Annotated in this window: 1 protein-coding gene; it reads left to right on the forward strand. The window is 42.8% G+C overall.

The window, feature by feature from the left end; translation table 11 throughout:
- Nucleotides 1-1,042 (forward strand): DNA polymerase III subunit beta (gene dnaN / locus E1163_RS00485; RefSeq protein WP_155168567.1); only part of this gene is annotated, 1,042 nt, incomplete at its 5' end.
- Nucleotides 1,043-1,410: the final 368 nt, after the last annotated feature.

Below are 1,410 nucleotides of genomic sequence, written 5' to 3' on the forward strand. Positions count from 1 at the left end.
AATCCTAGAAAACTTTCTTTTTGAAATAAGTGAGGGCAAGTTGACGGTTACAGCTTCTGACCTGCAAACTTCTATGATTACCGAACTAGAGGTGGAGTCTAAAGAAAACGGAAGCATTGCGGTACCAGCCAGAATACTTCTCGAAACGCTTAAAAACCTTCCCGAGCAGCCTGTAACCTTCACCATAGACGAGGAGACCTATAGTGTAGAGATCAGTTCTGATAACGGTCGATATAAACTTGCCGGTGAAAATGCCACGGACTTCCCTAAGGTACCTGCAGTATCGGATGATTTCTCAGTGGATATGTCAACCTCTGTATTGAGCGCAGCTATCAACAATACCATTTTCGCTACCAGCAACGACGAACTTCGTCCTGCGATGACAGGGGTTTACATGAACCTGACTGATACAAACACTACTTTCGTTTCTACAGACGGGCACAGGCTGATCCGTTACAGAAGAGTGGATGTGGCATCTGATAATGGTAATGCCATCATCATCCCAAGAAAAGCACTGAACCTTTTGAAGTCAACATTGCCAACAGAGAACACCAACGTAACAGTGGAGTTCAACGTGTCAAACGCGTTCTTCAAGTTCAATAATATAAAAATGATCTGTAGGCTTATCGATGAGCGTTTTCCTGATTATGAAAACGTAATCCCTTCAGGTAATGACAATAAAATGACCATTGATCGCTCAGAGTTTTTAAGCTCCCTGAAAAGGATCGCGATCTATGCCAACAAAACTACCCACCAGGTGAGATTGAAAATTACCGGAAGTGAGCTTCAAATCTCAGCAGAAGACCTCGATTTCGCTAACGAAGCTAACGAAAGGCTTTCATGCGAGCACGATGGGGGAGATATCGAAATCGGCTTCAATGCTAAGTTTTTAATTGAAATGCTGAACAATGTAGACTCAGATAAAGTGCAGCTACACCTTTCAGAACCAAACAAAGCCGGCTTACTGATACCAACAGAAAAAGATGACAACGAAGATATCCTCATGCTGGTAATGCCGGTGATGTTGAATAACTACGTTTAAGAATACTTGAAGTAAGGTAAAACAGAAGAGGCAGCACGAAAAGTACTGCCTTTTTTGTGGCCTGATTTTTCCCTAATCCAATCCCTCGGCAACAAACATCTCACCCCAAATCGTCATCCTGAAATTTTCTGTATTGTACTTCGTATTGTTGCTACCCAACTTCATAGAAAATATTCAGGGTCTCCCTGATCTGAGCAGTATACGTGCTTAGTAACAATATCTCCAATTACGAGTATCCGCTAAGCCTCACTTGTATGATCTAAATGCCGAGGAGTACTCTTCGAGAGACATCCGCTGGGAAGTGGAAAGAATAGGGATCAAGCGAAATTTCTGGGGAGCCCCTAACACTTTCACCTCTTTGCTGACAG

The organism is Fulvivirga kasyanovii (assembly GCF_009711405.1).
Classification (GTDB): Bacteria; Bacteroidota; Bacteroidia; order Cytophagales; family Cyclobacteriaceae; genus Fulvivirga; species Fulvivirga kasyanovii.